Origin of the sequence: Amantichitinum ursilacus (genome assembly GCF_001294205.1) — a bacterium.
GTDB lineage: Bacteria > Pseudomonadota > Gammaproteobacteria > Burkholderiales > Chitinibacteraceae > Amantichitinum > Amantichitinum ursilacus.
The window spans coordinates 50769-75440 of sequence record NZ_LAQT01000007.1 but is presented as its reverse complement, the minus strand read 5'-3'; the positions used below and the strand labels follow the sequence as shown (position 1 = coordinate 75440).

Sequence of the window (24672 nt, the reverse complement as noted above, 5' to 3'; positions counted from 1 at the left end):
GTATGGATCTGGAACAAAAAATCGCCGATACCCTGGCGTTATTGCAGCGCATCGGCACGGAATTCAAACCGGCCGTGTTTGCCAATTCGTTTGGCGCAGAAGACATGGTGCTGACCGACCTGATTGCAAAGCACAACATCAATATCCAGTCATTCAGCCTGGACACCGGGCGCTTGCCCAATGAAACCTACGAGCTGATGCAAAAGGTGCACGAGCGTTATCCGTCGCATCCGGTGCAGGTGTTTTTCCCCGATGCGGGCCAGATAGAAAGCTGGGTGAACGCCAACGGTATCAACTCGATTTACGATTCGATCGAATTGCGCAAAGCCTGTTGCCACATCCGCAAAGGCGAACCGCTTAAACGCGCGCTGGCGGGCAAAACCGCGTGGGTAACCGGCTTGCGTCGCGAACAATCGCCCACGCGCACCGACCTGGGCAATCAGGAATACGACAGCGGCAATGGTCTGGAAAAATTCAATCCACTGATTGAATGGACCGAAAAAGATGTGTGGGCTTATCTGCGCGCCAACAACGTGCCGTATAACGCTTTGCATGATAAACACTATCCGTCGATTGGTTGCGCGCCCTGTACGCGCGCCATCGCGGTGGGCGAAGACGTACGCGCCGGCCGCTGGTGGTGGGAAAATCCGGAGAACAAAGAATGCGGTCTGCACGTGAAAAGCGACGTGGTCAGCATTATTCCTGTCTCTAGTTCATTGTCTGCGGCCCCGGGTCGTTGACAGTCAGGTATTGCCTGACTAGATTCACTGGTTATGCCTTCAGAATGCCGCCGCTTATGGCGGCATTCGCTTGACCGGGATGACCCGGCAATTAAAAAAGCAACAAATACAAACGATTTACCCAGTGGATGCTAGAGGAAGGAAACGGTCATGCAAGACATTCAATATCTGATTGGCGTTGATGGTGGCGGCACCGGCACGCGGATTGCCATTTCGGGCCTGGACGGCGTGGAGCTGGTTCGCGCCGAAGGCGGCGCATCGGCGCTGCAACAAGGCATCGAAAAAGCGTGGGTTAATATCAACGAGACCATCGCCAAGGGTTTTGATGCGCTGGGCATTACGCCCGATCGCAGCCGTTGCGCCGTGGGCTTTGGGTTGTCTGGCGTGCACAACCGCGCCTGGGCCGCCGAATTTGAAAATACCAATCCCGGCTATGGCCGCGTGATTGTCGAATCCGATGGGTTTTCCACTTTGCTGGGCGCGCATAACGGCGCGCATGGCGGCATTATCGCCGTCGGCACCGGCTCGATTGGCGAGGCGTGGTTGCCCGATGGCGCGCGCATCGAAGTGGGCGGCTGGGGCTTTCCGACCTCGGACGAAGGCTCGGGCGCCTATCTGGGCCTGAAGGCGATCAACCACGTGCAACGCGTGTTTGACGGCCGCGAGCCGCTGACCGACTTCGGTCGCAAACTGTTTAGCGTGGTGGGTGAAACCAAAGAAGCCATCTTCGCCTGGATGGGCAAGATGAAGCAGGGCGAATGCGCCTCGCTGTCGCCGATTGTGGTTGAGTTTGGCACCACCGACGCCGTGGCCGCGCGCTTTCTGGCCGAAGCTGGCCGCGAAATCGAAATTATTGGTAAAGCATTACGCGCCACCGCGCCGGCCTTGCCGCTGGCGATTTGCGGCGGTGGTTTGTCTGAAGCACTGCGTCCGTATATTCCGGCCGATTTCCTGGCGACTACCAGCCGTCCGCAAAAAGATTCCTGCGCTGGCGCGTTGATCCTGATCCACAAAGCCATTACTGGCTAACGCGGCGCTCACGCTGGCGCGGTTTGAAGCCAAACCCGCCAGCGCGTACTTTGCGATGACATCGGCCGTGCGTTTGCGCGCGGTCGCGAAGGAGAACATGGCGATGGATCAACAGCAAAAGCTGCTGTTTCTGAAGCCGGACGCGGACAGCGCCACACCGCTGTATCTGCAACTGAGCCACAAACTGGCAGCCGCCATCCATGCCGGCTTCTGGAAAGCCGATGATCCGCTGCCGTCCGAGCGCACCTTCTGTGAGGTGCTGGGCGTTTCGCGCGTTACCGCGCGCAAGTCGCTCGACCTGTTGTACGAACAAGGCATGATCGTGCGCCGTCAGGGCGCGGGCACGTTTATCACGCCCAAGCTGGAGCAATCGCTGTCGCGCCTGACCAACTTGTCTGAGATGTTGAAACAAAGAGGTTTTACGCCAGGCAGCAGGTGGTTACGTCGCGAGGTGGGCCCGGCCACCGCAGAAGAGCTGATGCGACTGAATCTGGCCCCCAACGCCAAGGTTTCGCGCTTGTTGCGCGTGCGGACCGCGAACGAAGTGGTTATGGCCGTCGAAGAAACTGCGCTGCCGCATCATCTGGTCAGCGATCCGCACAAGATTGGGGATTCGCTGTACGAGTACATGCAGAACGCCAAGCTAAGTGTTGTACGCGCGATACAGAATATCGCTGCGGTCAACGCAAATTCTCGAATTGCAGACCTTGCCGGAATCCCGGAAGGCCACGCGATGCTGCATTTGGTGCGTGTGGGTTATCTGGAAAACGGCTTGCCGGTGGAGTTGACGCATTCGTGGTTCCGCAGCGATTACTACGACTTTGTGGTCGAGTTGCACCGATAAAGCCAATCATTTCAAACGCTTTACATGCTTTGCCGTTGGTCCGTACGTAGTGGCCGTTCATACGCGTGGTGTATTTGACTACATGCTGTCAGCATAGGGCAGGGTGATTGCCGGATTCTGGTGCGCCGCCAGCCTGAATCTGGGGCGATGGAAGTGTTTCACCGTATTGATATTTTGTTGTAATCTGCCTGAGCCTCGAAAACGGGGTGGCAAGGCCCGGCGACCGCGGGGCGTTGAAACAAGTACATAAGCCCGCCAACAACGAGCGGGTAGCAGAGGATGGATGGATCAGGTCTGCGACCTTTATAAAACAACGCAGCCGGTGCATCCGCGGAATCGAACGACGATCACATAGAACCCGATGCCCTTGGCGCGTCCGGGTTTCGTCTGGGCCGGCACGTCTGTAGTTTCTGGATGAGCTTCTCGCTGTATGTTGTTTGCGCTGCGTAGTCCCTCCTGAGCCGTAAGTGGCGCACAGCAATGTGCGACCCGACAAACCGGAACACAGAGGAAACGCGAGATGAAGCTCAACAAAATCATGCTGGCCGTTACGGTCGCATGCTGCGCAATGGCATCGCTCCCGGCTGCGGCCGCCGACAAGACCAAAATCGAATTCTGGTCCAACAGTCTGTCCCCCAAGTTTGACGCGGTCATGAAAGAGCTGACTGCCAAATTCAATAGCTCACAAAACGACATCGAAGCCGTTTGGGTTGATGTCGACTGGGATGCCTTCCAGCCGCGCTTTGTGGCCGCCGTCGCCGGTGGCACTGCGCCGTCGCTGGTTAACCTGCCCGTGCCTTGGGCGGCAGAATATGCGCAAAAAGGTCTGATCGAGCCACTTGATAGCAAGATCGCCAGCTTTAAAAACACTTACGCTGATGGCGCCATCAAAGACGTGACCTACGGCGGCAAAGTCTACGGTCTGCCCTGGTACAACTCGGTGTCGATCATTGCCTATAACAAGGCGCTGTTTGATAAAGCCGGCCTGAAAGATGCCCCCAAAACGCTGGACCAATTGTTCAGTGATTCCAAAGCACTGAAAGACAAAGCCGGTGTGGCTGGCTTTGCCCCCAAGCTGCAAGAATTTTCCAGCTGGTTTATGTATGAAGGCCTGCCCGTCATCAAAGATGGCAAGGCGGTCTTTAATAGCCCGGCGCACGTCAAATTTGTTGAGCGTTTTGCCCAGGCTTATAAAGACGGTTCAATTCCGAAAGACGTTTTCAAGATGGAATTCGAGCAAGAAATTGCCGCTTATGATTCGGGCAAGATTGCGATGATGACCACCGCGCCGCAAGCGCTCAAGCGCACGCAAACCGACGCCAAAACCATCTACGCCCAGACTGTGACTGCGCCGTTCCCGGTATCCAAAGGCAATACGCCGTTTGGTGGCTATCTGTTCTTCTGGTCGGTGCCCAAAGGCACCAAAAACGTGGATGCCGCCGTCAAACTGGGTCAGTTTCTGACCAATGACGAGAACCAGCTGCGCTTTTCCAAAGCCACTGAAACCACGTTCCCGTCCACACGCAAATCCGTTACTGATGCGTATTTCCAGGCGGGCGCCAATTCGGCTGATCCAATTGAGCATGGTCGCGCCGTGGCTGCCAAAGCCATTGTGAATGCGCGTACTTTGACCGTCACCGGCCTGCCCGATGAAGCATCGATGAACAAGAAATTGCAGGATGAATTGCAGTCAGCCATTGAAGGTCGCAAGTCGGCCAAAGACGCGCTGGATGCCGCCGTCGCTTACTGGAATCAGAAGCTGTCTGCAACAAAATAATAGGTATTAGCCGCAATTGACAGCGGCATGCAAAGATGGATTTTGCTGTGGGAATTTTCTGATACACTGCCGCAGCAAAACAGAAAATCCGCATGATCTGGTGAGATACGCCGGGTTCAATGTGGTGTACCGCGAGGAACAGGAAATCCTGGCGTATTTGTCGATAACTCCAAGAGGAAGACAAGATGAAGCTCAATAAGATGTTGACCGTTGGCGCCGTAGTATTCGGCTTTGCTGCCCTGCACGCTCAGGCAGATACCGAACTCGAATTCTGGACCATGAACCTGGCTCCTAAATTCAACGACTATTTCAACAAAGCCGTTACCGATTTCAACAAAGCCAACCCGGGCCTGACCGCCAAGTGGGTTGACATGAACTGGGATCAGATCGAGCCGAAACTGATCGCTTCGATCGCCGCAGGCAGCCCGCCCGCGCTGGTTAACTTCAACGTGCCTTGGGTTCACGCTCATGCACAAGCCGGCGACATTCTGCCGATCGACCAGTACCTGGGCGCTGCCAAGGGCTCGTACTCCGTCGGCGCGCTGAAAGACGTGACCGTCAACGGCAAGGTGTATGCCTTCCCGTGGTACAACTCCGTTTCGATCATCGCTTACAACAAGGATCTGCTGGCCAAGGCTGGCGTGAAGGCCGCTCCGGCTTCGTTTGATCAGTTTGTGGCTGATGGCAAGCAGATCACCGCCAAGACCGGCGTTCCGGCTTATGCGCCGAAGCTGGGCAACTTTGTAGGCTGGTTCTACTACGCTGGCCTGCCGGTGATCGAAGGCAACAAGGCTGTGTTCAATTCGCCGAAACACGTGGCTTTCGTACAGAAGTTTGCTGATCTGTACAAAGCCGGCGTAATGCCGAAAGACGTGTTCAAGGTTGAGTTCGAGCAAGAAATCGCTGCTTACAACTCCGGCAAGATCGCCATGATGACGACCGCGCCGCAAGCCCTCAAGCGCACCGAAACCGATGCCAAGGCTGTATACGCCAAGACTGGCGTGGCTGCTTTCCCGACTGATGCCGGCAAGATGGCATTCGGCGCATGGCTGATGGACTTCGTGGTACCGAAAGGCACCAAGGATCCGGCCGCTGCCGCCAAGCTGGGTCTGTTCCTGACTGGCGATGCACAGCAAGTTGCTTTCTCGAAGGCAACCGAAACCACCTTCCCGTCGACCAAGAAGGGCAACCTGGACCCGTACTTCCAGTCGGGCGCCAAGTCGGCTGATCCGGTTGAGCAAGGCCGTGCCGTTGCTGCCAAGTCGATGGACAAGGCTGTAACGCTGACCATCCCGCCGGGCGTGCTGCCGGACGAAGCTGCAATGACCAAGAAACTGCAAGACGAAATCCAGGACGCGATCGAAGGCCGCAAGCCGGTCAAGGCCGCGCTGGACGAAGCAGTTGCTGCATGGAACGAAAAGCTGGCCAAGTAATTTGATTTAAGCCAGACCCGGTGCGGAACACGCAGCAAATGCGGTTCCGCACCGATCTTTGCAATATAAAAATAAAGCTACAGTCGAGTTATGCCGTGAAGAATACCCGCAGTTACGCCGCCATTGCCTATCTGTTCCTGGCCCCGGCTTTGATCCTGATGGGCGTATTTACATTCTGGCCAGTAGGCTTTAATACGTATCTGGCTTTCCAGGATTATTCCATCGCCGATGGCACCGCCACCTGGAATAACTTCGCGCATTTCAAATATATCTTCCATGAAGAATTATTCTGGAATGCCCTCAAGAATTCGCTGCTGTATTTGCTGATCGTGCCGGTCATTCAGCTGGGCGCATTGGTATTGGCCAAACTGGTCAATAACAAATTGCCGGGCATGACTTTTTTCCGCGCCACGTTTTATATCCCGGTAATTACTTCGATTTCGATTGCCGGTGTGGTCTGGATTTACGTTTACAAATACGACGGCATGCTCACCTGGTTGCTGACCAGCCTGGGTCTGTTGCATGAACAGATCGACTGGTTGGGCGAACCTAAAATCGCGCTGTACATGATGATGATCTTTACCTTCTGGAAAGGGATTGGTTATTACATGGTGCTGTATCTTGCCGGCCTGCAAGCCATTCCGAGCGAAGTGGAAGAAGCCGCCGTGCTCGATGGCGCCAATGCCTGGCAGCGTTTCTGGAAGATCACCGTGCCGATGGTCAAACCGACCATCCTGTTGTGCACGCTGCTGTCGACCATTGCCGCAATCAAGGTCATGCAAGAACCGATCGTGCTGACCAAGGGTGGCAAGGGCGACACGTATACCGCGCTGTTCTACGTATACGACCAGGCGTTCCGCAACTTCAATTTTGGCCGGGCTGCGGCCGCAGGTTTGGTAATCACCTTCTTCTGCGTGCTTCTCGCCATCATCCAGTTCCGCTTCTTTGGCGAAAAGAAATAAGGCAGGGGTAAATATATTATGGCCATGGGTAGAAATTCGCGGCGGATCATGGGTTTGACCGGGCATTACGCCGGTCTGATCGCATTCGCCATCTTTACCGCCTTCCCGTTGTGGTGGGCGGCCTCGGTCGGTTTATCGACCAATCCCGAAAACATGTACTCGTTTCCACGTTCGTTCTGGCCCACTGAGCCCGGCTTGCTGTGGTTCGCCAAAGTGTTTACGGACATGCCGTTCCTCACCTACCTGAAAAACTCCACCATCATGGCCGTCATGACCGTGGTCGGTGTGGTGATTGTGTCGGTGCTGGCGGGTTATCCGTTGGCGCGGCTCAAGTTTGTGGGTAGCAAAACCATCTTCGTGATCATCATCCTGACCATGATGCTGCCGTCCGAAGTCGCGATGATTCCTAACTTCATCACGATGAAACACCTGCATCTGATCAACGAATACCTGGGCGCCACCGTCATCAACTTCTCGGCCGCCTTTGGTATTTTCCTGATGAAACAAGCGTTCGAGATGGTGCCGCAAGACTTGATCGACGCCGCACGCGTGGATGGCGCCACCGAGATGCAGATTCTGTGGCGCATCATGGTGCCGGTCTCGGCGCCGTCGATTGCCGCGCTGGGCATCTTTACGCTGGTTAACGCGTGGAATGATTATCTGTGGCCCTCCATTATTCTCACCAGCCGTGAGAAACTGCCGCTGGCCGTAGGTGTCTTCAATGATCTGACCGGCCCGTTCGCTACGTCAGACAGCATGGTGATGGCTGCCATCGTGATGACGGTGATCCCCGTACTGGTGTTCTTCGCCTTTACCCAACGCTACTTTGTCAGCGGTATGGATGGCGCGGTCAAATAAGACCGGCACACCACAGATACGCTTCAGAACCATCAAGAATTTTAGGGAATCGAGTAAATGGCATCGGTTACGCTCAAGGGCATTAAAAAGAGTTACACCAAAGACGTTACGGTCATCAAAGGCGTCGATCTGCAAATTAAAGACGGCGAATTCGTCGTTTTCGTCGGCCCGTCGGGCTGCGGTAAATCCACGCTGCTGCGCATGATCGCCGGCCTGGAAGACATCACCGAAGGCGAATTGATGATTGGCGACGCGCTCGCCAACGATGTGCACGCATCCAAACGCGGCATCGCCATGGTGTTCCAGAGCTATGCGCTGTACCCGCATATGAGCGTGTACGACAACATGGCGTTCTCGCTGAAACTGGCGGGCGCGGACAAAGCTGAAATCGACAAACGCGTGCAACGCGCTGCCGAGATTCTGCAAATCACCCACCTGCTGGAACGCAAGCCCAAAGCCCTGTCGGGCGGCCAGCGCCAACGTGTGGCCATCGGCCGCGCCATCGTGCGCGAGCCGCAAGTGTTCTTGTTTGACGAGCCGTTGTCGAACCTGGACGCATCGCTGCGTCTGAATATGCGCGTCGAGTTGTCCAAGCTGCACGCCGATCTCAAGACCACCATGATCTACGTCACGCACGATCAGGTTGAAGCCATGACCCTGGCCGACCGTATCGTGGTGTTTAACGCAGGCGTGGTGCAGCAAGTGGGTTCGCCGCTGGAAATGTATGAAAACCCGGCCAACCTGTTTGTGGCTGGCTTCCTCGGCTCGCCCAAGATGAACCTGCTGGAAGCGCAACTGGTGGGTGTCGAAAACGGCCTGGCCGTGGTGCGCCTGCCCAAGGGCATCACCGTGCGCGCCGCCGTCGACGCTTCGCGCGCAACAGCGGGCTCCAAAGTGACGCTGGGCGTGCGTCCGGAACATATCCAGCTGGCCACCGAAGGCGATGTCGGCATCCCGGCACGCGTTGATCTGGTGGAACACTTGGGCGATATCGTGCTGGCGTATGTCGAGATTCCGGGCGTGAACGACATCCTCGCCGTCAAACTGCCGGGCCACTACACCAACCTGAAACGCGGCGACGCGGTCCGCCTGGTGTTCCCGGAAACCAGCGCACTGGTGTTTGATGAGGCTGGCCTGGCGTTCAAGCGTACGGTTTGATGCTTGAAGGTGGTTGGATGTGAAAATGCCCCGCGGATGCGGGGCATTTTTGTTGGTGCGGGTTGGGGGTGGAGAAGGGCGGGAGCCCTGTGTTGAGTGGGATGGGCTTTCATATGCTGCCTGCACGGCGGCAGACAGGGGGCGCAGCGTGCCCATGCTGCCTTTGGCCTTCTAAGCCACCTGCACGGCGGCAGACGCTTTAGCCTGCGCTAGGGCCGCATCATCCGACTTCTAAGCCGCCTGCACGGCGGCAAACAGGCGGACGAGGTCGGCGCCCCGCGTGTCGTCCTTCTAAGCCGCCTGCACAGCGGCAAACTCTGGCCGGGATAATGGCCCGTGGCTTCCACTCTTCTAAGCCGCCTGCACGGCGGCAAACGCTGGGCATCTCGCCCCAAGCGGTCCAGCAATCTTCTAAACCGCCTGCACGGCGGCAAACAGATACGTCTTGCCAGCGGCGCGCATGGTCTTCTTCTAAGCCGCCTGCACGGCGGCAAACCCACCGGACTCTGTGCGCACAATGGCGGCCATCTTCTAAGCCGCCTGCACGGCGGCAAACACCGCGCTTGATCGTCTCGCGCTTCACATCCACTTCTAAGCCGCCTGCCCGGCGGCAAACGAGCAGGATGCGCAAATCACGATGTTGATTGCCTTCTAAGCCGCCTGCACGGCGGCAAACGAGACCCGGCAATACGGCCGCTTGATTGAAATCTTCTAAGCCGCCTGCACGGCGGCAAACCTCGATGCCCCGGCGCATCTCGTCGGTGATCACTTCTAAGCCGCCTGCACGGCGGCAAACTTTGAGTTCGTTCGCTTCGCGCGCCTTGCGCTTCTTCTAAGCCGCCTGCACGGCGGCAAACTAATCAAGTCGCGCATGGTGCGCATTATTTCGCTTCTAAGCCGCCTGCACGGCGGCAAACGTGGGCGCGGTCCTGGTCGTCGCCGGGCTTATCTTCTAAGCCGCCTGCACGGCGGCAAACGCCGGTGCCTGATTTGAAAACCCATATTCCAACTTCTAAGCCGCCTGCACGGCGGCAAACTGCTTCATCACATTCATGATCGCGCCCAGCCGCTTCTAAGCCGCCTGCACGGCGGCAAACTTCGAAACGGGCTGCTTGGTGAGGTCCAGCATCTTCTAAGCCGCCTGCACGGCGGCAAACCGATTCAATCGCCCACGTACGCTGATTAACTTCTTCTAAGCCGCCTGCACGGCGGCAAACCCGCTCGGCGAAGTGACGTCGGCCCATATCCTCTTCTAAGCCGCCTGCACGGCGGCAAACCCACCATGGCAGCATTTCGCGCCGGGCTGGCACTTCTAAGCCGCCTGCACGGCGGCAAACTGGCGCTGCTTGTCTTGTGTTTTCGCTCAACACTTCTAAGCTGCCTGCACGGCGGCAAACACCGTATACGCTCAATATGTCGGCGGTATAGTCTTCTAAGCCGCCTGCACGGCGGCAAACTTTTAACGGCGCCATTGATCAATTTGCAGATGCTTCTAAGCCGCCTTCACGGCGGCAAATTGCAACACCATCGTGCAGCGCTCTGGCGCCACCTTCTAAGCCGCCTTCACGGCGGCAAACCGAGCGCAAGGCGCGTATGACTAAAGCGAAGCCTTCTAAGCCGCCTTCACGGCGGCAAACGGCGTTATCTACCCACTTTGTGGCCCGCTTGCCTTCTAAGCCGCCTGCACGGCGGCAAACTTGCGGCGCCGCGATCGCTTCGGCGCCAGCGTCTTCTAAGCCGCCTGCACGGCGGCAAACCTACCCCTTTCGATTTTCGCACTGATCGTGGTCTTCTAAGCCGCCTGCACGGCGGCAAACAAAGAAGGCATCATCGACGACTTTTCCGGTCACTTCTAAGCCGCCTGCACGGCGGCAAACCCCCTGGCCTGACTTGTCTGGGCCGCGAAGAACTTCTAAGCCGCCTGCACGGCGGCAAACCAAACGAGAAAGCCCCGCGCTTTGCCCCTCGACTTCTAAGCCGCCTGCACGGCGGCAAACCGCACTATTCCCCGCAGCGGCCGTATAGGCTTCTTCTAAGCCGCCTGCACGGCGGCAAACGCGTCGTATGCGTCGTCTTTTTCTTTTTCGGTCTTCTAAGCCGCCTGCACGGCGGCAAACGGGGCGCAGGAAGCGCAAGAAGTCCCCAATGTCTTCTAAGCCGCCTGCACGGCGGCAAACGAGCTTTGCCCCGCGCCGCGTCTCGATACTCTCTTCTAAGCCGCCTGCACGGCGGCAAACATGATGCCGAGAAGTTCGAGATCCGCGAAATTCTTCTAAGCCGCCTGCACGGCGGCAAACTGGTTGGCGCCGGCGATGGAGTCGGCCGGCATCTTCTAAGCCGCCTGCACGGCGGCAAACAGCCTCGGTGAGCGCATGGAGTCGTATCAGAACTTCTAAGCCGCCTGCACGGCGGCAAACTTACTGGTCGCCTGCATCGCAGCCACGTCCATCTTCTAAGCCGCCTGCACGGCGGCAAACCCATACCGACTCAACATGGGGGTGTAACGTGGCTTCTAAGCCGCCTGCACGGCGGCAAACGGGCCGAATCAGATACAGACTGGCACGCAGCACTTCTAAGCCGCCTGCACGGCGGCAAACAGTTCCCTGCCGTTCGGCAGCGAGCAAAAAAACTTCTAAGCCGCCTGCACGGCGGCAAACAGTCACAATCGCGTTGGTGGTGTCCTTACCCACTTCTAAGCCGCCTGCACGGCGGCAAACATGCTACACGGGCGCTATTGCTACGCGGGACTCTTCTAAGCCGCCTGCACGGCGGCAAACTGAAAATCCCAGTTCCAAACCTCAACCCAATCAATCACCTACCTTCGTTTTATGCCGATTGACTTCATTTTTTTGCATCCCCGCTAACTCCTTGTTAACAATCGTATTTCTGGCACGTCGATTTAACGAAGCCAAACAGATAATCCAGCGCCTCGCTTTCCTGCAGCGTTTCGATCATGCGGCCGCGGAATTCCTGGTCTGTGCAGCGCAGGTTCGCGCCGCATTCAAACGCCAGCGGCATAACCAGCGCGTCTTTGACCAGATCGGCGATATCAAACACCAGCGCGCCACGGCGGGTTTTGCCGTGCAGCAGTGGAAAACAGAAGCTGATGCCCAAGCCATTAAGCGCGACCGCCGCCAGGCCATAAGCCAAGTAGTTGCCGTGATCCAGAAAGCTGTTGATGCGCTCGGCCTTGCTGTCCTTGGCGCCGACACCTTCCGCGCGGCTGAAGTCAACCTGGTGCTGGCGCGCCAGAAGTGCATACAGTTGGCGCGCCCAGGCGGCCTCGGCCAGCAGCAGATCCTGCGTGCTGATGGCTGCGGTGATGACCTGTTCAAAGCGCCCGGCGGCCAGCCCCGAGGGTTGCACCTTGTGCTGGCGCAGATATTCGTTGCTGGCCCAACTGGCCCGGCAATAGCGGATGCGCTCGCGCAATGCATCCCGCGCGGCATCCAGCCTTTTCGCTTCGTCAAACCACAGCCGCGCCCATGCCTGCATGTATTCGGTGGGCCCGTATTCCGATTGTGGTGACAAGAAAACAGGCTCGGTCGATGCGAACAGCGGCGTGCCACCGCTGCCGCAAAAGCCCAGCATTACATTGGATTCGGCCAGCCGCCGCACCGCCGCGTCGGTAATCGAACAGCCCTTGCCCAACAGCAGCAATGCCGTATTGCGCTCAGGAATGTTGAAGTACTGGTCGATGTCGTTGAGCGTCTCGGTTAAATAGAGCACGCGCTCGTCCTTTTGCAGAACGCGCGCGTGTTCCAGATAAAACAGATTCGCCCGTTTCGATAGCAGAATCTGCTGAGGTTTACGCGGGCGGCCCTGGCTCAAGGCAGCACCGGCAGCGCAAACGGCCGGGTGGCGCTGGCTAGCCCATACCCGTCGGGCAGTAACGCGGTGGCGTTCGGCTCGGCCGGGCACGGCTGAATATAGAGCCGGAAATTCTGCCCCGTGCTTTTGCTGCGCATATCAAAGAACGGCAGCCGCAATGCGTCGGCCTGCAAGATGCGCCGCACGCGCACCGTGCCACCCGCGTTGCGCTCCGCTTTGCGCGTGGGAATGCGGTAGCGCCGATAGCTGACCCATAGGCCATCAAACGGCTGAGGTACCGCAGCCACCGCGCGAAAGTAGCCAAATTGATGGATGGCGGGCTCATCTTGCAAGTGCGCGTGCAAGTCGTGCAGCGCGGGCGCGGTTTCGGCAAAGATGCGGATGCGTTTGAATGGATTAGCGTCAGGTAGTGCGATTGCGTAAGTGTCAGGCACGAATTTAAAGGCGTGGTGTAACGCCCGCACGACCTGCGCCGCTGTACCAGGAACGGGCTGTCCGCTCGCGACGATATCAAGGTAGAAGGCGGCGTGGTTCATTCTGTTGCATCCTCGTTTTTCTTTTCTTCAGTACTGCTGCTGAACACCCCGCCGCGGATCAGGCTGGCGATCATGTACATCCCGCCGTCGCTGTCGGGATCAAGCCCGCGCATCTTGCCTGCGTATATCCACGCGCTTGTATTGGTTTTTGGATCGCGAAAACGCCGCTGCGCATCAAGGTTGGCGCCATTGGGTTCAACCGGAATGGGGCGGCCGATTTCGGGATATGCCGGATACCACGTGTCGATCGTGCGCAGCGCATTGCTGACTTTCTGGTCACGCAACGCGGCGTGGCCCATCACCCGGGTGGCGACAAAGTCGAGCTTGATTTCTGGATTGCTGTCTCGTGGTTCGGGCACCCCTAAGGCATAGAGCGGCCGCGCAAAGCCCTTGGGCTTCTCTTCCACGTAATTTTGCGATGGATAAACTTCGACCGCGCCGCGCAACCCGAAGTCGAGCGTGGCGCTGATGCGCAAGGTGGTAGCGGTGGTGTTTCCGCACAAACCCTCCGCGATGATGTTGCCGACCGAAATTTCAGCCGCGCTGTAGTCGCCAAACTGGCTAGTCGAAATAGCGAGCGCGTCTTGCGTATAGACCTTGTCATTGGCGTTGGTGACCCGAACCGTGATCGCACACGCCAGCGTTCGATTGCGCCACAGCCAGCGCCCGTTAAAGATGTTGCGGGCTATGCGTCTTGCCACTTCTTGCAGACCCGCTGATGAATAAGCGCGTTCGATAAACTCATCGAAGCTGGCACGGAATTCGGCGACCTCTTCGCCCTTCTGTTTTTTGCCCAACGCGCAGGTAAACAGTGATCCCTTCAGGTCGAGCATGCGCAGATCAAAACGCACCTCCAGCGCCACCGCCTCGCAATCCAGCCGCGCACTGTCGGTAATCTGGATCTGGCTGACCTCCACGCGCTCGGCAGTGCCAGTCGTCGAGGTCTCTTTATTCCCGTCTTGATTGGTGTTCTGCGTACCACGTATGCCGTGGCGAATGACCTGCACCGGAGACGTGCTGCCATCGGGCATTACGCTGTAAAAGGCGGCGTCGCTGAGCAGCAGGCTACGTTGAAAGGCCAGTACGCCGGGTAGCTTGCTTGCGGGTTTGTTTTTGCTTGGCATAAAAACATCCTTTGATTGAGTAAGGTGGAACCTGAGAGCTAAAAAGAGGCGATTGGAGGTGCGGACATACGTACGGCAAACACGTCGTCGCGCAGCCAGGTGGGGTACCAGAACGGCAGGGGCGCAACATCAGGCAAGCTCGCCCAGTGGCGCTGGCTGACGTACTGCACCAGCCCCAGCATGGCTTCGCCCCAGGCATGCAATGGAATCTCGTCGGGTGCTCCGTCCAGCCCCAAGGCCATGCGTACGCCGGTACGGCATGCAAAGTCGGTTGCGGCGGCATAGGCAAGCACGGCGGGGGCTAGCCACGATGTGGGTAAGGCGGGTTCGATTTTCGCGGTCTCTTCCGTCTCGGCGTCGGCCGGTTCTTCCGCTACGGGTTCTCTGGCCTGGCGGCCCAATGCGGCAATCAACGCGTCGAGCGGATTGCCCTCTAGCAGGTCGCTGCGGTCGATGATCCAGTAGCCTTGCGGCAGTTTCAGCGATTGCCATTCCGCTTCGATCTGCAACTCGCCATGGCCGATGACCAGGCCGCCTGCAATGCGAGCTCGCTGCAAAAAGCGGGCGAGTTTTAACTCCGAAAACGCGCCTGGCAGATGCACAACCAGCGACACCGTCAGATGGCAGGTGGCCACCGGCTGCAGCGACAAAGCGGACTTGCTGCCTTGGGCATAGTCGTTGTTGTCGATCAGCGCCGCGCCACGGCGTTGCTGCGGATGAAAAGCGGCAGACTTTTTATTCATCGCGTAGGGGGCTTCTCCGAGCATCTGCGCGTCGTGATGAATGATGGCGACGCCGACCGCAGAGTAGTCAAAGCCCGTTGGCAGTACATGGCGCGCCAGGTTGTGGGCAAACAGCGTTATTGCCATTACCTGTGCCGGGCTGATGGCGTAGCGACCGACGAACGCATTGGCATGGTTGATACGCAGGCGTGGAATCAGCACGTAGCTCATAGCGCCCCCTCGATGGTGGTGGCCAACCAGTGGATGGCGGCGGGATCAAGCGAAGCGGTGCGCTGCGTGTCGAGGTACGAATAACTGGCCATGGCCTGTGCCAGCCGGGCACCAAACTGTTCGCGCCATTCAGCGCTACGTTCCTCCGGCAACACCAGACCACGCGGCACTAGCGCAACGCTGGCGGCGAGCAGGCTATCGTCCTTGGTGGGCAAGTACGCCCGGTGGCGGTGCAAGGTTTGAGCTTTGGTCCGATTTGCGGCCAAGACGTCAAACACGATGCGTCGGATGACGTCACGTTCTGTAGCCCGTGCGACAGCGGAGTTGGACCCCGTGGTTTGAACCCGGACCAGGCTGGCGCGCCATTCCCGCATCAGCGTGTGTCGAAGCGTGATTGAGCCACCGTGGTAGAACAGATGCAGCGCGTGTTTGATATTGCGGTTTTCAACGGGCGCTGCACAAACCAGGGGTTTGAAATGGCGGACCAGACTGCCGGCGTTTTGCCATTTGGTGCCACCGATGCCGATAACGGCACGGGGTATCCATCGAAGCTCACCGCCTTTCGGCTGCTCTTTGCAACGCGTGTGGTGAGCGTCGATGTGCTGATCTATCAGTTTTGCCAGCGATGCTGAAGCCAGTGGGGTAAATGCGCGGTATTCGCCATTGCCCACCGGTAATAGCAGCTGGGATAGCCGCATCGAAATGAACGCCGTGCCAGTCTCGAAATGTTGTTGTGCTGCTTCATTCCAGCCTTCATCAATTTCGTTAATTTCAGCCTTGTCGGCGTTGGCACGAACGGCGGAATCAATTCGCGCAGCATTTATTTGTTTGAATGCCTGCGATTTGGACGTGTGCAGAACCGCGTAATCCAGATCCAGTTCTTCCGTGTGCGCCAGCAGAGTGCGCACGGACACGTAGGGCAGAGGCAGTGCACTGGATTTGGCCAATCGCACGCCTGCCCGTGTTTTTGAATTGCTGATTTTGGCTGAAAGATGAACCAGTCCTTTGATAGTTTTCCGATATGCATCCGGCGGCAGCGGCTGCCACTCAAGAGCAGCTTTCTGTGATTTCTTACTCGCCATTTCTCACGCCCTTTTCAACATGAATGCCCCAGCGTAGCGCCACCCGAATGCCTGAAATCCTGGGCTAGATCAAAACTTGTGAGCGCATTGCGCCTCCGGTAGTGCGTCCAGTCGGGTTGTGGCGAGGCGGGTTTTAATAGCGCGCTGGCGTGCATTATTTAATTGACATCGGCAAGTAAAATGCTACCAGCGCGGCTGCGTGGTGGGGCGCTCACACTACGATTTCCCGCTGCCACACCGCACTCGTCGCCATGCACATCACGCTGATTTCCGCCTGCCACCACCGCGCGCTCAGACGCACGCGCGCGGTGCTCGACAGCTATGCCGTTCGTACGGGCGAACGCAGTTGGGCCACACCCATTACCAGCGAAGGCATGCAGGCCTTGCGTAGCCTGTTGCGACAAAAAGCCACGCGCCAGACGGCCGTGGCGTGTTATCGCAACGAAGGTCGGCAGCGTATGAAACTGCTGTGGGTAGTCGGCGCGCGCAGCGCCTTTGGCCCGGACGGGCAATACGCAGTCGGCACCACCCGGCGCAAGCGCAAACCCACGCCCGCGTGGCTGCGCGCGGTGTGTCTGTTGGCCAGCGCCGCAGGTTGGGCGCACGATCTGGGCAAGGCGGAACAGGCATTTGCGGCCAGGCTTTTGGCCCCGGCCAGCTCGCCAGATCAACGCGCCACGCATTTCCGCTGCGCCACGAGTGGCTTTCGATGCATTTGTTGGGACAGTTGTTGCAGGGCAAAGACTGGCCGCAAGCATGGTCATCGCTCCAGCCTGCGCTGCTGCAGGAAACCGGCCGAGGCGTGGCGGATTGGCAGCACGGCATTCGCAACTGGCAATCAGCGCTGGCGTTTATTGTGGCCAGCCATCACAAACTGCCTGGACCGCTCACCGGATACAGCGCGCCAGATGGTAGCCGGCACGTGCCCCCGGCCCTGGATATGCCAAAGCAGGAAAAGCCCGAGCTGGATGCCGCTACGCTCAAGCAACTGGCGGCAGCCATGGCGCGGCTGGCGGCCGCCACACCCACCTTGGCCGAGCCAGAACTGTATTGGCGCGGGCTGACGCTGTTGGCGCGCGCGGCGCTGATTCTGGCGGACCATAGCGTGTCGGCAATCGATTATCAGAAACAGCACGGCGCGACCGGAAAGCCGCCGTACGCCAATACCAAAAGCACGCCCGCTGGCGCACGCCGTCTGGACCAGCCGCTGAACTGGCATCTGCAACACGTGGCGCAGCGCGCCGCCGATTATGCCTGGCGCATGCATCAGCCGTCGTGGCCGGGCCTGTCGCCGGAATCGGCACAACGGATTCTGGCTCCGGCGGATACCCCCGCATTTGCCTGGCAAGATCAAGCGGTGCGCGCCATCAGCACCTATCGGCAGCAATCGCAGACGCCGCTGTTGGTGCTGAATGTGGCGGGCACCGGCTCGGGTAAAACGCGCGCCAATGCCAAGATGGCCTGCGCCCTGCGCGACGAGCCACGCTTTGTGATTGCGCTTAATCTGCGCACGCTGACGCTGCAAACGGGCGAAGCACTGCGCACGGGCTTTGGCATCGGCGCGGACGAACTGGCGACGGTGATTGGCGATCAATTGCTGGCCCGACTGGCGCAACGCGATTCCCCCACCGCTTTTGATCTGGATGATGAAGACCCGGTGGACGTGGATACCGTAGGCGCCGATTTCGATGCGCCCGCCTGGACGGCGATTCTTACCCATGGCAAACCGCGTACGCGCCGTTTGTTGGCTGCGCCCATCCTGGTTTCAACGGTGGATTTCATCATTCATGCGGGCAATCCTGGCCAGCAAGCACGCCATGTGCAGGCTTTGCTGCGCTTGCAGGATAGCGATCTGGTGCTGGATGAGCTGGATTCCTATGATCCCCCGGCCTTGATTGCGGTCTTGCGGGTGGTGCAGATGGCGGCGCTGTTGGGGCGCAACGTCATCTGCGCGTCGGCCACGCTCGCGGAACCGGTGGCCAGCGCCGTACAGCAAGCGTTTGCACACGGCCTGGCCATGCGCGCCGCGTTGCACGGCGAGGTCATGGCAGGGCAGGCCTTGCTCATCAACGACCGTATCGCGCCGCAATGGCTCGATCTGACGCCGGACTTTAACGCTGGCTATCGCGAGTACCTGGAGGGATTGCTGGCCGCGTTGCCCCGACAACCGATACGGCTAGCCTGCCTTGCGCCGGTGCCAGCGCGTGATGCGGGCCTGATGGGTGCGCAGCGGCCGATCATGCAGGCGATTGTGCAAGCGGTCAGCCAATTACACGCCGCACATGCCTGGCCCGTGCCTGCAGCACAGAAATCGCTGACATTCGGCCTGGTGCGCATCGCTAACGTGGTGCAGGCGATTGAGGTAGCGCGCGTATTGGCCGACGCGCTGCCGCATGCGCAAATCGCCTGTTATCACGCCAACGATTTCATGATGCAGCGTTACCTGAAAGAACAACGCCTGGACTATTTGCTGACGCGCAAAGGTAGAGGCGAGCAGGCCAATGCGCATACCGCCAATGACCCGCTCATCCGCCAGGCGCTGGCAGCGTCGAGTTCGTCCAGCGTGCCTTTTATTGTGGTGGCCACGCCGGTCGAAGAGGTGGGTCGCGATCATGATTTCGATTGGGCGGTGATTGAGCCATCCAGCGTGCATTCGATCGTGCAGACGGTGGGGCGGGTTAATCGGCACCGGCAAACACCGGTTTCCGCGCCGAATGTGGCGCTGTTGCAGCGTAATTTCCGGTGGGCGCGGGGGCTGGATCTGTACGAGAACGGCATGCACGGCGTGTTCTGTCTGCCGGGTCTGGAACCGGCATCGCCCCGGCAGCAACGCCAGCCCGGGCACACCCTGTTTTATAGCGATACTGATCTCCAACAATTGTTGGGCGACGATGCGTGGCTATCGCGCTTCGGCAATCTTGATGCGCGCTTGCGCTTTGACCCCGGCACGCCGATGGCGGCCGACGAAGATCGCCTGATGCAGCAGGCGCTAGCGACGCCGCTGGCCATCCTGTTGGGCCAATCTGCCGGGATGTGGATGAGCGAGGCCTGGTATCGTCGCTATGCTTTGCGTGAGCGCGATGTGCAGGATGCCTGGCATGCTGAAAAACACGCCGGTGAATGGCGTTTTATTTGCTGCCGCACCTTGCCCGGCCGGGCGGGCACGCAATGTTTACCCCGCGAGGTGCGTAGCGAGGGCGGTGGCCGGCGCGCCAATGCGTGGCTGAGTTGGTCGCTGGATGAACTGGCGGCGCAATGTGAAATGCACGAGGTCGATCTGGAGCGTGGGCTAAGCGTGATGTTGCGCAATACAGCGCAGTCGAATGTTTCGGTGGGCGACACGGTGACGGCCCGTCCGGAGCAGGAAGTCTGGCGCGATGCGTCGTTCGGCTTTTATCTGAAGCAAGTTGAGCGTTAACGCGTCGCCCGAAGCGGCGCACTAAAAAGCCGGCGCAAGGCCGGCTTCCATTTGTATTACGCATCCGCCAAGGGATTAATGCCGCACCTGCGCCATTTCCTGCGGCACGTGCTTATAGCGAAAGCCCAGCGAAAACACGATGGCTAGCGTCAGCGCATAAGCCGCAAAAATCATCCAGATGGTGTGCCAGTCCCGCGTGCCGCTTACGGTGTAGTGGTCCACAATCGCGCCGCTGGCTTTGGCGCCCACAAACGCGCCCAGACCGTTGACGATGGTCATGAACAGACCTTGTGCACTGGCGCGAATCTGCGGGCTGACTTCTTTCTCGATGTAGATCGAGCCCGAGATATTAAAGAAGTCGAATGCGCAGCCGTACACCACCATCGACAGCAGCAGCCACACCATGCCCATCGGCGAGGGATTGCCGATGGCGAAGAAGCCAAAGCGCAGCGTCCAGGCCAGCATGCTGATCACCATCACCGTCTTGATGCCGAATTTACGCAGCATGAACGGGATGGCCATGATGAAGAAGATCTCGGAAATCTGCGACATCGACAGCAGCATCGACGGATATTGCACCACCAGGCTATCGGCGTATTGCGGTTGGCTGGCAAAGTCGTGCAAGAACGGATTGCCGAAGGTGTTGGTCACTTGCAGTACAACGCCCAGCAGCATGGCAAACAAAAAGAACAGCGCCATTTGCGGCCGTTTAAACAGGACGAAGGCATCCAGGCCAAAACGGCTGGCCAGGCTTTGATTGGCGCTGCGTTCGGCGGTGGGCACGGTGGGCAGCGTCAGCGCATACAGCGCCAGCAAGATGGACGCGGTGCCAGCGATGTAAAGCTGCACATTGCTCAGCTCAAAATGCAGCAGGCTGATCGACCACATCGCCACGATAAAGCCAGCGGTGCCAAACACGCGGATGCGCGGAAAGTTGGCCACCGTATCCAGTCCGGCTTTACCCAGGCAAAAATAGGTGATGGTGTTGGACAACGCCATGGTCGGCATAAACATCATCATATTGACCAACATCACCCAGAACATGACCGCAGGCTCGTTCACTTGCGCTGCAAAGAACAGCGCCAGGCCGCTGATGGTGTGGCACAAGGCATAGAGCCGGTTGGCGGGCACCCATTTGTCCGCCACGATGCCCAGCAGGCCCGGCATGATGATGGCGGCCAAGCCCTTGGTGCTGTAGACGTCGCCCACCTGCATGCCGGTAAAGCCGAGCGTGCGGATCATGTATGCGCCAAACGTCACCACCCAGGCGCCCCAGATAAAGTACTGCAGAAACGAGAGAACTTTCAGACGGTTTTTCATGATGATTTTCCGTGTTTGCGTGCAGGCACACCGGCAATGGCAATGCCCAGCAAAATGGCGGCGACGCCCGTCAGTTGTAGCGGCGTCACCGGCAGTTTTAAAACCAGAACGGACAGCAGGATGGTGATGGGCAGTTGCATGGCGCTCAGTACCGAGGCCAGCCCGGTGCTGATCAGCGGCGCGCCCAGCGAGAACATCAGCACGCTAAATACCGAGCCGAAAAACGCCAGGAACAGGCCATAAGAGCTGAGCACATTCCACAGGCTGTCGGCATGCAACAAGAAGGTCGGGGGCACAATCAGCGATGAGAAAATCGCGCCACCGCTCACCATCAATGCCGCGCGCAGCATCGGGTCCAGCTTTACCCCGATGCGGCCGCTGGCATAAATGCGCAGCGTGTTGCACAAGGCGGCGGCAAGGCCTAGCGCAGTGCCACGCCAGTTAAGCCCGCCCAGACCCAGCTCGGGCAAGTTAACCGCCAGCGCACTGCCGACCAGGATAATGACCACCGCCAGCAGTCGGGGTAGCGCGGGCCATTGCCGTTGCAGCACGCCGTCCAGCACGATGCCCATCCAGGTAAATTGCAGGAACAACACCACGGCCAATGCGGGCGACACAAACTGCAGCGTCGCGTAATACAGCAATGTGGTTGCGCCGGTCGTAATGCCTGCAATCATGGTGGGTAGCGCGGTGCGTAGTGTTGGTGCACGCCACTGACGGCGGCGGGCCAGCACCACCAGCCACAGCATCAGCGCGCCCACCACCAACTGGCTGCCGATTACATCGTTGAGCACAAAGCCCGCGCGATACGCCAGCGCCACCACCGTGGAGAGCACGCCATAGCTACAGGCCCCCAGAAAAACCAGAATCCCACCCTTCATAAGTGCTATCCGTCCTGTTTGCGCGGATGCGCTTTAGAAGTTGTATTTAACGGTGGCGATATAGCCGTCCGTTAAACCGGGCTGGCCCAGGGTATTCCAGGCGTAGCGATATTGAATGCCGGGGGACCAGGCGGACTGACCGGACGGCAGCCACCACAGCGACAGCGCGCCATTCAGGCTTTCACGATCGGCGCCACGCGGCACGTAACTGGATTTGCGCTCGAAATCAATTTCGTTCCAGTTGGTGACGCGCCAGTTCTGGCCCAATAGATTGAATTTCTTGCCAGCCGACCAACCCAATTGATAGCCATTCCATCCGGCAAATTCGACCTTGGCGGCACTGACGCTTTTATTGGTGTACAAGGCGCCAAAGAACGGCGCAAACCAGGCGTCGGTAAAATAGAAGTTGTAGCTCAGGCCGGTGACGATATTGACTTCATGAAAGCCTTTGGCCACGCCCGGCTTGCCTTGCATAAAGAAGGCCAGCCCCTTGCTGCCGTCTTTGGTCAAGTAATAACGGAATTGGCCTTTGGCAAAGAAGGAGTATTTGTCGGAATCATTGTTGAAATGCTCGAAATCAACGAATCCATACAATTCGCCCCAATCGTAATTGCTGGCGCCCTCCAACTCGATATAGGCATTGTTGGCGCGCTTGGCCGGATTGTGATTCCAGTCCAGATAATTAACGCTGACATCGCCAAACCCGCTTTTATATTCCGCTTGCGCCGCACCTGCGGCAAACAGCATTGCACCTGCAATCATCAGATAACGCATGTCGACTCCCACATCGGTTAAATAGGCTGTGGCCGTTTTATGGATATTGTCTGGCCGGTCTACAGTGGGTTTTATCGGCTAATAGCTAAACGGATAAGCGGACTGAAGTTCGCAAATACCGTCTTTTAGGATTTGAGAGATATGGCTATTAACGATGCGAGATCGTAGAGCTGGATTTATATACAGGTCCAATACCTTAATTGGTTTCATTAAGCGTGATTTTGAATAGAAGAAATCGGGCGTAGCGAAGGAATCAGACGAGTCGTAAAAACATGATAGGCAGCGCTTTATTTTTGATAAGTAACAGGGCTTTCCTCTCACTTTGGGCGGCTGCTTATCAAAAAATGAGAGGAAAGGCGCTTTCTTATCATTCCAATAACGCTACGGCCTTTCAGCGGCTGCGCGATGCCTGCGCGCGCAACCCTGGCAGAAAGTTGTGGCAACAAAAAACCCGGCCGCAGCCGGGTTTTGCTGGTACAGCGCCGCGCAAGGCGGTTTCAGGCTACGCGCTCGGCCACATAACGCTTCAGTGCTTCGGCATCGGCTTCCATCACATCAAAGCGTTGCGGCAATTGCTCCAGATCGGCCAGACCCGCAGGCGGCACCGGTTTCTGGTTTAACGCCTCGACCATCGTGCTTTCGAACTTGGCGGGCAGGGCGGTTTCCATGATGACGACTTTAACGCCCGCCTCGCGGTGCGCCTTGGCGGCGTGGTAGCCGTCGGCGGTGTGCGGGTCGACTTGCACGCCGTATTTGCTGAACACTTCGCGGATATTGGCGATGCGATCGGCGTGCGTGCTTTTCTCGGAGCGGAAACCGAATTCGTCGCGCAGGCGCGCGAAGTCGGCGGCTTCCAGATCAAAGCCTTTTTCCTTTTCAACGGTATGCCACAGCGCGGCCAGTTTGGCGCCGTCGCGGCCGGTCAGGTCAAACACAAAACGTTCCAGGTTCGATGCCTTGGAAATGTCCATCGACGGGCTGGAGGTCTCGTAAGTCAGATCCAGGCCGCGCGGATGGTAGCCGCCGGTTTTAAAGAATTCGTCCAGCACGTCGTTTTCATTGGTGGCGACGATCAGTCGGCGGATCGGCAGGCCCATCTGGCGTGCAACATGGGCAGCGCAGATGTTGCCAAAGTTGCCCGACGGCACGCAGAAATCGACCGGCTCGCCCACTTGTTCGGCCACCGCAAAATAGCCTTTGAAGTAGTAAACCACCTGCGCCACGATGCGGCCCCAGTTGATGCTGTTGACTGCGCCGATTTTGTATTGGCGTTTGAAATCGGCATCGTTGTTCAGCGCTTTCACCATGTCCTGGCAGGCGTCGAACATCGATTTGACCGAGATATTGAAAATGTTTTCGTCTTGCAGCGAAAACATCTGCGCGCGCTGGAAGGCGCTCATTTTGCCAAACGGCGACAGCATGAACACGTTAACGCCTTTCTTGCCGCGCATGGCGTATTCGGCCGCGCTGCCGGTGTCGCCGCTGGTGGCGCCGACGATATTGATCTGCTCGCCCGCGCGCGTCAGCACGTATTCAAACAGGTTGCCCAGCAACTGCATGGCCATGTCTTTAAATGCCAGCGTCGGGCCGTTGGACAATTGCTGGATAAACAGGTCGTCTTCCAGGCGCGTTACCGGCGTGATGTCGGCGTTGCCGAAGGCTTCAACCGTGTAGGTCTTGTCGATCAGCGCTTTCAGGTCGGCGGGCGGGATGTCGTCGACAAAGCGGCTGATGATGGCGAAGGCCAGATCGGTGTAGCTCAGGCCAGCCAGCGCGTTCAGGTCGTCGGCACTCAGGCGCGGATATTCATCGGGCACCACCAGGCCGCCATCGGGGGCCAGGCCGCCCAGCAGGATTTCTGAAAAACGCTTGGGCGGCATGCCGCCCCGGGTCGAAATATAGTGCATAACGTCAAACTCGCTCGGGCCGCGGCAACGAGGCCACGGCCGGGT

18 protein-coding genes, 1 pseudogene and 1 CRISPR repeat array are annotated in these 24672 nt (G+C 58.3%); of the genes and pseudogenes, 10 read left to right on the top strand and 9 right to left on the bottom strand.

Annotated elements, in window-relative coordinates:
* The first annotated feature begins 2 nt into the window (after positions 1-2).
* From WG78_RS08975 to WG78_RS08940, 8 genes are all read left to right on the top strand, one after another.
* On the top strand, positions 3-740 hold the full coding sequence (locus WG78_RS08975; protein ID WP_053937478.1) for a phosphoadenylyl-sulfate reductase: 738 nt from the start codon (positions 3-5) through the stop codon (positions 738-740).
* Between the two features lie 150 nt (positions 741-890).
* Positions 891-1769 (top strand): glucosamine kinase nucleotide-binding domain-containing protein, encoded by an 879-nt coding sequence (locus WG78_RS08970; RefSeq protein ID WP_053937477.1) that lies wholly within the window; start codon positions 891-893, stop codon positions 1767-1769.
* A 103-nt stretch (positions 1770-1872) separates the two neighbouring features.
* On the top strand, positions 1873-2613 hold the full coding sequence (locus WG78_RS08965) for a GntR family transcriptional regulator (protein ID WP_053937681.1): 741 nt from the start codon (positions 1873-1875) through the stop codon (positions 2611-2613).
* A gap of 520 nt (positions 2614-3133) precedes the next feature.
* The gene (locus WG78_RS08960; RefSeq protein ID WP_236692010.1) at positions 3134-4390 is read left to right on the top strand and encodes an ABC transporter substrate-binding protein; all 1257 of its coding nucleotides are present in this window, start codon (positions 3134-3136) and stop codon (positions 4388-4390) included.
* Positions 4391-4575: 185 nt separating this feature from the next.
* Positions 4576-5823 (top strand): ABC transporter substrate-binding protein, encoded by a 1248-nt coding sequence (locus WG78_RS08955; RefSeq protein WP_053937475.1) that lies wholly within the window; start codon positions 4576-4578, stop codon positions 5821-5823.
* Positions 5824-5918: 95 nt separating this feature from the next.
* Complete coding sequence (locus tag WG78_RS08950) at positions 5919-6785, top strand: carbohydrate ABC transporter permease (RefSeq protein WP_053937474.1); 867 nt, start codon at positions 5919-5921, stop codon at positions 6783-6785.
* 48 nt (positions 6786-6833) lie between these two features.
* Entirely contained in the window at positions 6834-7643 is an 810-nt protein-coding gene (locus WG78_RS08945) for a carbohydrate ABC transporter permease (protein ID WP_053937473.1), read from the top strand.
* A gap of 57 nt (positions 7644-7700) precedes the next feature.
* On the top strand, positions 7701-8801 hold the full coding sequence (locus WG78_RS08940; protein ID WP_053937472.1) for an ABC transporter ATP-binding protein: 1101 nt from the start codon (positions 7701-7703) through the stop codon (positions 8799-8801).
* A gap of 168 nt (positions 8802-8969) precedes the next feature.
* Positions 8970-11578: direct repeats of the CRISPR family, unit length 28 nt; unit sequence CTTCTAAGCCGCCTGCACGGCGGCAAAC.
* A gap of 94 nt (positions 11579-11672) precedes the next feature.
* Here WG78_RS08940 and cas1f read toward each other — a convergent pair.
* The 5 genes from cas1f to WG78_RS08915 are packed head-to-tail and all read right to left on the bottom strand — an operon-like array spanning position 11673 to position 16327.
* Positions 11673-12632 (bottom strand): type I-F CRISPR-associated endonuclease Cas1f, encoded by a 960-nt coding sequence (cas1f, locus tag WG78_RS08935; protein ID WP_053937471.1) that lies wholly within the window; start codon positions 12630-12632, stop codon positions 11673-11675.
* The gene (locus tag WG78_RS08930) at positions 12629-13168 is read right to left on the bottom strand and encodes a type I-F CRISPR-associated endoribonuclease Cas6/Csy4 (RefSeq protein WP_053937470.1); all 540 of its coding nucleotides are present in this window, start codon (positions 13166-13168) and stop codon (positions 12629-12631) included. Before WG78_RS08930 ends, cas1f begins: the two co-directional genes overlap by 4 nt.
* Positions 13165-14292: a type I-F CRISPR-associated protein Csy3 gene (csy3, locus tag WG78_RS08925; RefSeq protein WP_053937469.1), complete on the bottom strand. Its 1128-nt coding sequence runs from the start codon at positions 14290-14292 to the stop codon at positions 13165-13167. Before csy3 ends, WG78_RS08930 begins: the two co-directional genes overlap by 4 nt.
* Positions 14293-14330: 38 nt before the next feature.
* On the bottom strand, positions 14331-15245 hold the full coding sequence (locus WG78_RS08920; protein WP_053937468.1) for a type I-F CRISPR-associated protein Csy2: 915 nt from the start codon (positions 15243-15245) through the stop codon (positions 14331-14333).
* Positions 15242-16327 carry a hypothetical protein gene (locus WG78_RS08915; protein ID WP_152969135.1) on the bottom strand — a complete coding sequence of 362 codons (1086 nt, stop codon included), beginning with the start codon at positions 16325-16327 and terminating at the stop codon, positions 15242-15244. The genes WG78_RS08920 and WG78_RS08915 overlap by 4 nt, the downstream gene beginning before the upstream one ends.
* 251 nt (positions 16328-16578) lie before the next feature.
* Between WG78_RS08915 and WG78_RS23370 the strand changes: the two are divergent.
* Both WG78_RS23370 and WG78_RS08910 read left to right on the top strand, forming a co-directional pair.
* Positions 16579-16800: pseudogene (locus WG78_RS23370) on the top strand (hypothetical protein); the annotation flags it as partial.
* A 236-nt stretch (positions 16801-17036) separates the two neighbouring features.
* On the top strand, positions 17037-19745 hold the full coding sequence (locus tag WG78_RS08910; RefSeq protein WP_053937466.1) for a P-loop NTPase family protein: 2709 nt from the start codon (positions 17037-17039) through the stop codon (positions 19743-19745).
* A 75-nt stretch (positions 19746-19820) separates the two neighbouring features.
* Here the strand turns inward: WG78_RS08910 and WG78_RS08905 are convergent, their stop codons facing one another.
* From WG78_RS08905 to thrC, 4 genes are all read right to left on the bottom strand, one after another.
* Complete coding sequence (locus WG78_RS08905) at positions 19821-21065, bottom strand: nucleoside permease (protein WP_308417197.1); 1245 nt, start codon at positions 21063-21065, stop codon at positions 19821-19823.
* Positions 21062-21946 carry an EamA family transporter gene (locus WG78_RS08900; protein ID WP_053937464.1) on the bottom strand — a complete coding sequence of 295 codons (885 nt, stop codon included), beginning with the start codon at positions 21944-21946 and terminating at the stop codon, positions 21062-21064. The genes WG78_RS08905 and WG78_RS08900 overlap by 4 nt, the downstream gene beginning before the upstream one ends.
* 33 nt (positions 21947-21979) lie before the next feature.
* Entirely contained in the window at positions 21980-22720 is a 741-nt protein-coding gene (locus tag WG78_RS08895) for an outer membrane protein OmpK (protein WP_053937463.1), read from the bottom strand.
* A gap of 497 nt (positions 22721-23217) precedes the next feature.
* The gene (gene thrC / locus WG78_RS08890) at positions 23218-24627 is read right to left on the bottom strand and encodes a threonine synthase (protein WP_053937462.1); all 1410 of its coding nucleotides are present in this window, start codon (positions 24625-24627) and stop codon (positions 23218-23220) included.
* Positions 24628-24672: the final 45 nt, after the last annotated feature.